General features: G+C 74.1%; 6 protein-coding genes. All 6 read left to right on the forward strand.

The genetic code is table 11. From position 1 onward, the window contains the following. Positions 1 to 184 precede the first annotated feature (184 nt). The 6 genes from ACFVT2_RS28980 to ACFVT2_RS29005 all read left to right on the forward strand — a co-directional run bounded on the left by ACFVT2_RS28980 (position 185) and on the right by ACFVT2_RS29005 (position 5,963). Positions 185 to 598, forward strand: a complete 414-nt coding sequence (locus tag ACFVT2_RS28980) for a DUF3151 domain-containing protein (protein ID WP_390022570.1) — start codon at positions 185 to 187, stop codon at positions 596 to 598. A 201-nt stretch (positions 599 to 799) separates the two neighbouring features. Continuing rightward, on the forward strand, positions 800 to 1,690 hold the full coding sequence (locus tag ACFVT2_RS28985; RefSeq protein WP_390022572.1) for a tryptophan 2,3-dioxygenase family protein: 891 nt from the start codon (positions 800 to 802) through the stop codon (positions 1,688 to 1,690). Then, positions 1,683 to 3,062: a kynureninase gene (gene kynU / locus ACFVT2_RS28990; protein ID WP_390022573.1), complete on the forward strand. Its 1,380-nt coding sequence runs from the start codon at positions 1,683 to 1,685 to the stop codon at positions 3,060 to 3,062. Before ACFVT2_RS28985 ends, kynU begins: the two co-directional genes overlap by 8 nt. After that, on the forward strand, positions 3,059 to 3,874 hold the full coding sequence (locus ACFVT2_RS28995) for an alpha/beta hydrolase family protein (protein ID WP_390022574.1): 816 nt from the start codon (positions 3,059 to 3,061) through the stop codon (positions 3,872 to 3,874). Before kynU ends, ACFVT2_RS28995 begins: the two co-directional genes overlap by 4 nt. A 62-nt stretch (positions 3,875 to 3,936) precedes the next feature. Continuing rightward, positions 3,937 to 5,310: a sensor histidine kinase gene (locus ACFVT2_RS29000; protein WP_390022654.1), complete on the forward strand. Its 1,374-nt coding sequence runs from the start codon at positions 3,937 to 3,939 to the stop codon at positions 5,308 to 5,310. Continuing rightward, a complete protein-coding gene (locus tag ACFVT2_RS29005) occupies positions 5,307 to 5,963 on the forward strand; it encodes a response regulator transcription factor (protein ID WP_100600593.1) in 657 nt (218 codons plus the stop codon). The genes ACFVT2_RS29000 and ACFVT2_RS29005 overlap by 4 nt, the downstream gene beginning before the upstream one ends. Positions 5,964 to 6,150 lie beyond the last annotated feature (187 nt).

Here is a 6,150-nt window from a genome sequence, read left to right on the forward strand (position 1 = left end):
GCGGGGCCCCCCCCCCCCGCGCCCCCCCACCCCCCCCACCCCCCCACCCCACAGACCCGGCACCGCAGCCGACCAGCCCCGCGCAGCGGCAACGCGCCGCAGGCGCAAGAACAGCAACCCCCACGGCGGGAAGCCCGACAACGTGGAAACGCAGCCAAGCGCAGCGAACGGGCAGACTGGTCACATGCCCATTCACGAGAACCTGCTCGGGGGACCGCCCCCGACCCACCTGCCCGACGACCCGGAGCCCCGTGCGCTGCTCGCCTCGGGCACCGCGCCGACCGACGTCGCCGCGAAGTACCCGGTCTCCTCCCTGGCCTGGGCCCAGCTCGCCGACGACGCCTTCGAGGCCGGCCGGGTCGTGGAGTCCTACGCCTACGCCCGCACCGGTTACCACCGCGGCCTGGACGCGCTGCGCCGGGCCGGCTGGAAGGGCCACGGCCCGGTGCCGTTCGAGCACGAGCCCAACCGCGGCTTCCTGCGCGCCCTGCACGCCCTCGCCCGCGCCGCCCAGGCGATCGGCGAGCAGGAGGAGTACGAGCGCTGCTCGACCTTCCTCCGTGACTCCTCGCCGACCGCGGCCGACACGCTCACCTGAGCCGCCGCGACGGCCCGCCCCGGTCTCCCGGGGCGGGCGCGAGGGCCGGCCGCAAGATCGCGGCCGGCCCTTGCGCGGTCGTGGCGCAGCACGGATGATTTCAGTGGGCCGGGTCATCCCGCGCCCGAGGGGACCGGGGCTCCCGAGCCGACAAGGAAGGAGCGGACCGCTACCCGGTAGTTCGCACCTGAGGAGTCCCTCATGTCGCAGCCGTCTCCCACCCATTCCGCGGATCGCGCCCCCGTGCCGGACAGCGTGGCCGCCGAGGCGGACCCGCCGTTCGGTCCTGATCTGAGCATCGGCGCCGGCACCACCACCCCGTACGAGGACTACGTCCGCGCGAGCGTCCTCACCCACCTCCAGCAGCTCCAGTCCGACGACCCGGGCGAGATGGTCTTCCTGGTCACCACCCAGGTGATGGAGCTGTGGTTCACCGTCATCGTCCACGAGTGGCACACCGCCGCCGAGGCGCTGCGCCGGGACGACCTGCCGGTGGCGATGGACGCCCTGCGCCGTTCCACGTGGGAGCTGGAGGCGCTTAACGCCGCGTGGAAGCCGCTCGCCCGGCTGACGCCGGCACAGTTCAACGCCTACCGCAGCGCGCTCGGTGAGGGCAGCGGCTTCCAGTCCGCGATGTACCGGCGGTTGGAGTTCCTGCTCGGCGAGAAGTCCGCGTCGATGCTGGTGCCGCACCGCGGCAATCCGGAGGACCACGCCGTGCTGGAGAAGGCGCTGCACGAACCGAGCCTGTACGACGAGGTGCTGCGGCTGCTGGCCCGCCGCGGCCTTCCGATACCGGAGGCCGTCCTGCGGCGCGACCCGACGCAGCGGCACGAACCGGACTCGGCCGTCGAGGAGGTCTGGGCCACCGTCTTCACCGGCCCGCAGGATTCCGAACTCGTGCGGCTCGGTGAGCTGTTGACCGATGTCGCGGAACTGGTCTGGCGCTGGCGCAACGACCATCTGGTGGCGACCCGGCGGGCGATGGGAGCGAAAATGGGTACCGGCGGATCAGCGGGAGTCGCCTGGTTGGAGAAGCGGGCCCGCAAGAACGTCTTCCCCGAGCTGTGGACGGCGCGAAGCCATGTCTGAGAGCCGCGAAACCCCGCAGGGCCCCGGCCCCACCGCTGCCGGGGCGCGCAAGTACGCCGCCCGCGCCGCGGAACTGGACGCGGTCGGCCCGCTCGCCACGACCCGTGACCGGTTCGTCCTCGACGACACCGTCTACCTCGACGGCAACTCGCTCGGCGCGCTGCCCCGGTCGGTGCCCGACCGGATCGCCGAGGTGATCAACCACGAGTGGGGCGAGCTGCGCATCCGCTCCTGGACCGAAGCCGGCTGGTGGACCGCGCCCGAGCGGATCGGCGAGAAGATCGCCCCGCTCATCGGGGCGGCCCCGGGCCAGGTCGTGGTCGGCGACTCCACCAGCGTCAACGTCTTCAAGGCGGTGACCGGAGGCATCCGGATGGCCGGGAAGGGCTGTACGGAGATCCTGGTCGACGCCACGACCTTCCCCACCGACGGCTACATCGCCCGCTCCGCGGCCCGGATGGCCGGCCTCGCGGTCCGGCCGGTCGAGCCCGCGCGGATCGCCGACGAGGTCACCGAGCGGACCGCGCTGGCCCTGGTCAACCATGTCGACTACCGCACCGGCGAGCTCAACGACATGGCCCAGATCACCGCCGCGCTGCACAGCGCGGGCGCGCTGGCGGTCTGGGACCTGTGCCACAGTGCCGGGGCGCTGCCGGTCGCGCTGGACGCCTGCGGGGTGGACCTCGCGGTGGGCTGCACCTACAAGTACCTCAACGGCGGCCCGGGTTCGCCCGCGTACCTCTACCTCCGCGAGAGCCTCCAGGAGCGGTTCGAGTCTCCGCTGCCCGGTTGGAACTCGCACGCCGACCCGTTCGGTATGGACCCCGGCTACGCCCCGGCCGACGGCGTCCTGCGCGGCCGCGTCGGCACCCCCGACATCCTCTCGATGGTGGCCCTGGAGGCGGCTTTGGAGGCGTGGGAGGGCGTCGCCATCGAGGACGTGCGCGCCAAGAGCCTGGCGCTGACCGACTTCTTCCTGGAGTGCGTGGCCGCGTACGCGCCGCCCGGGTGGGTCCGCTCGGTCACCCCGGACGAGCACCGGCGGCGCGGCAGCCAGGTGTCGTTGGCGTGTTCGTCCAAGGTCGCCCCCGCGGTCGAGCCGGGCGGTACCCCCCTGGCCGGCACGGTCATGGCGGAGCTGATCCGGCGCGGAGTGGTCGGCGACTTCCGCCATCCCGATGTGCTGCGCTTCGGCTTCACCCCGCTGTACACCACCTTCGCGGACGCGGAGCGGGCGGCGTGGGTGCTCGGCGAGGTCCTGCGGGAGCGGGCCGCGGCGGCGCCGGCCTCGGACTCGGTGTCGGCCGGGACGGAGCGGGAGACCGCGGCGGAGCCGGGCGCGGGAGCCGCGGCGGACGGCGCCACCGGGTGAGCGCGGCGGACGAGGAGGCGGCGCTGCTGGGGCTCGCCCCGGTGGCGCCGGACCGGACGGTCCCCTACGGCCCGCACCCGGACCAGGTCGTGGACCTGTACGGGCGGTGGCCGGGGACCGGGCCCCTCGTCGTCCTGCTGCACGGCGGGTTCTGGCGGGCCGCGTACGACCGGCGCCACCTCTCGCCGTGCGCGGCGGAGCTGGCGCGGCACGGCCTGCCGGTCGCGCTCGCCGAATACCGCCGGGTCGGTGCGGGTGGCGGCGCGCCACAGACGTTCCAGGACGTCCCGGCGGCCATCGAAGCGGCGGCCGGCGCCGGGGCGGTTCCGGCCGCCCCGCCCCGCGAGGTCGTGCTCGTCGGGCACTCGGCGGGCGGCCACCTCGCGCTGCTCGCCGCCGCCCGCCCCGGCACGCCGGTGACCCGGGTCATCGCGGTGGCCCCGGTCGCCGACCTGGCGCGCGCCCACGAGCTGGGCCTCAGCGACGGCGCGGTCGGCGAGCTGCTCGGCACCGGGCCCGGTTTCGCCGGCCGGCTGGCCGCCGCCGACCCGGTCCACCAGCCGCCCGCCGGGATCCCCGTCACCCTCCTGCACGGCACCGACGACCCCGACGTCCCGCCGGACCTCTCCCGCCGCTACGCCGCCGCCCATCCCGCCGCCACCGCGCTGCGCGAACTGCCCGGCACCGGGCATTACGCCGCCCTGACGCCCGGCACCGGAGCGTTCCGCACCCTGCTGGGGCTGCTGCGGGGCGGCGGGCCGGCGCCCGAGGAACCGCCCGGTACGCGGCCCACCGCACCGCGTAGTACTTGAGACGGACGCCGGCAGATCCGCTTCGGTGAGGACGCCCCGAGGGGCCTTCGCTGCTTACCGTGGTGTGCGTGAACGAGACGACCCAGACGCAGGGCCACCTGCGCTCGGAGGCGCGGATAGTCCACGGCGCGTTGCACACCCTGCGCCAGGACCTGTTCGTCGGTGCCTTCGCCTTCCGCCCGCTGCCACCGTTGGACGACGCCAAGCTCGCCCGGTGGCTGCCGTGGCTGCCCGGCCGGGCCAGGCGGCTGACCCGCTGGCTCCCCCACAGCGCCGTCGCCTTCCTCTCGGCCTGCGTCTTCCTGGGGTCCGCCGCCCCCGGTTACGGCGCCAGCTCGGTGCGTCAGATGGTCGACATCATGCTCGCGCTGCTGATGGCGGTGCCGCCGGTGCTCGTCCTCTTCCGGCCGGTGGGCGCCTTCTGGCTGTCGCTGCTGGCGTTCGCCGTGGAGTCGGTCGGCGCCCGGTTCTTCTCGCCGTACGCCAATGTCTGGAGCAGTGCCTTCGCCGTCCACCTCATCGTGATGACGCTGGTGGTGCTGCGCACCCGACCGCGGCTGGCGGTGGAGATGTGGGTGGTCACCTTCGGGCTGGGGTCGGTGCTGTCGGTGCTCGTCGGGCGTGGTGCGCTGGGCGATATGCCGCCGGTGGCGTTCTTCTCCGGGGTCCTGCTGGTCTCCGCCGCCGCGGTCCGGGCCTGGCGGGAGGAGCGCCGGCAGGTCGTGGTGACCCGCAGCGCCACCGCCGAGGAGCGGTCCCGCCGCACCCTGCTGGAGGAGCGCGCGCTGATCGCCCGGGAACTGCACGACGTGGTGGCGCACCATATGTCAGTGATCGCTATCCAGGCCGAGGCGGCGCCCTACCGGGTCGCCGATCCGCCGCCCGAGCTCGCCAAGTCCTTCGCCACCATCCGGGAGAACGCCGTCGCGGCGCTCACCGAACTCCGCCGCATCCTCGGCGTGGTCCGCTCCGAGGACCCGGACGCCTTCGCCGAACGCGACCCGGAGGCCCCGCAGCCGACCCTGGCCAGCCTCGATGCGCTCATGGAGAGCGTCCGGGGCGCCGGGCTGGCCGTCGAGTCGGTGGTCACCGGATCCGTCCGGCCGCTGCCGCAGGGCGTGGAACTGTCCGCGTACCGGATCGTGCAGGAGGCGCTGAGCAACGCGCTGCGGCACTCGCCGGGTGCGGACGCCCGGGTGGAGGTCTCCTACGTCCTGGGCGGGATCGGTCTGCGGATCGTCAACGGTCCCCCGAGCCGGCTCGCCAAGCCGTCGCCGGGCGCCGGCCACGGGCTGCTCGGCATGCGGGAGCGGGTGCAGATGCTCGGTGGCGAGATGACGGCCGACCACACCGCGGACGGCGGCTTCGAGGTCGCGGCCTTCCTCCCGGTGGCGAACACAGCGGGGGACACCGCGCGGGGCGGGAGTGCAGCATGATCCGGGTATTGATCGTCGACGACCAGGTGATGGTCCGCGAGGGCTTCTCCGTACTGCTCAACGCCATGCCGGACATCGAGGTCGTCGGGGAGGCCGTCGACGGCCGGCAGGCGGTGCAGAAGGTCGCGCTCCTCAAGCCGGACGTGGTCCTGATGGACATCCGGATGCCGGAGATGAACGGCCTGGAGGCGACCCGCGAGATCGTCGCCGCCGACGCGGACGCCAAGGTGCTGGTGCTGACCACCTTCGACCTGGACGAGTACGTCTACCAGGCGCTGCGGGCCGGGGCCAGCGGCTTCCTGCTCAAGGACGCCTCGGCCGGCCAGCTCGCCGAGGGCGTACGGATCGTCGCCGCCGGTGAGGCGCTGCTCGCCCCCACCGTCACCAAGCGCCTGATCAACGAGTTCTCCCGGCTGGGCTCGCCGCGTGCCCCGGCCCAGGAGCGGATCGGCGACCTGACGGAACGGGAGACCGAGGTCCTGGTGCTGGTGGCCCAGGGCCTGTCCAACGGTGAGATCGCCGCCCATCTCGTCGTCGCCGAATCGACGGTGAAGACCCACGTCAGCCGGATCCTGGTGAAGCTGGGGCTGCGCGACCGCACCCAGGCGGCGGTCTTCGCCTACGAGGCGCGGCTGGTGACGCCGGGCGGCTGACGCACGGCGCCGCCCGCCCCGACTGTCCACACCCTGTGGACAACGCCGGGCGCCGACCGGAGTGGGCCCCCCGCGACCCCAACCCCTACGGCCGCGCACGAAAAAGGGAAAAGCCCATTTGGCGCCGCCGGCGCCCCGCCCGACCCCCGGTTATACCCACCACCGAGCGGGCCCGGCGCCCGACGCA

The organism is Streptomyces sp. NPDC058000 (assembly GCF_042886435.1).
Taxonomy (GTDB): domain Bacteria; phylum Actinomycetota; class Actinomycetes; order Streptomycetales; family Streptomycetaceae; genus Streptomyces.

What these genes read in the sequence shown, in the direction of transcription:
- ACFVT2_RS28980 (WP_390022570.1), top strand. Translation starts at nt 185, where the DNA reads ATGCCCATTCACGAGAACCTGCTCGGGGGACCGCCCCCGACCCACCTG.
- ACFVT2_RS28985 (WP_390022572.1), top strand. Translation starts at nt 800, where the DNA reads ATGTCGCAGCCGTCTCCCACCCATTCCGCGGATCGCGCCCCCGTGCCG.
- kynU (WP_390022573.1), top strand. Translation starts at nt 1,683, where the DNA reads ATGTCTGAGAGCCGCGAAACCCCGCAGGGCCCCGGCCCCACCGCTGCC.
- ACFVT2_RS29005 (WP_100600593.1), top strand. Translation starts at nt 5,307, where the DNA reads ATGATCCGGGTATTGATCGTCGACGACCAGGTGATGGTCCGCGAGGGC.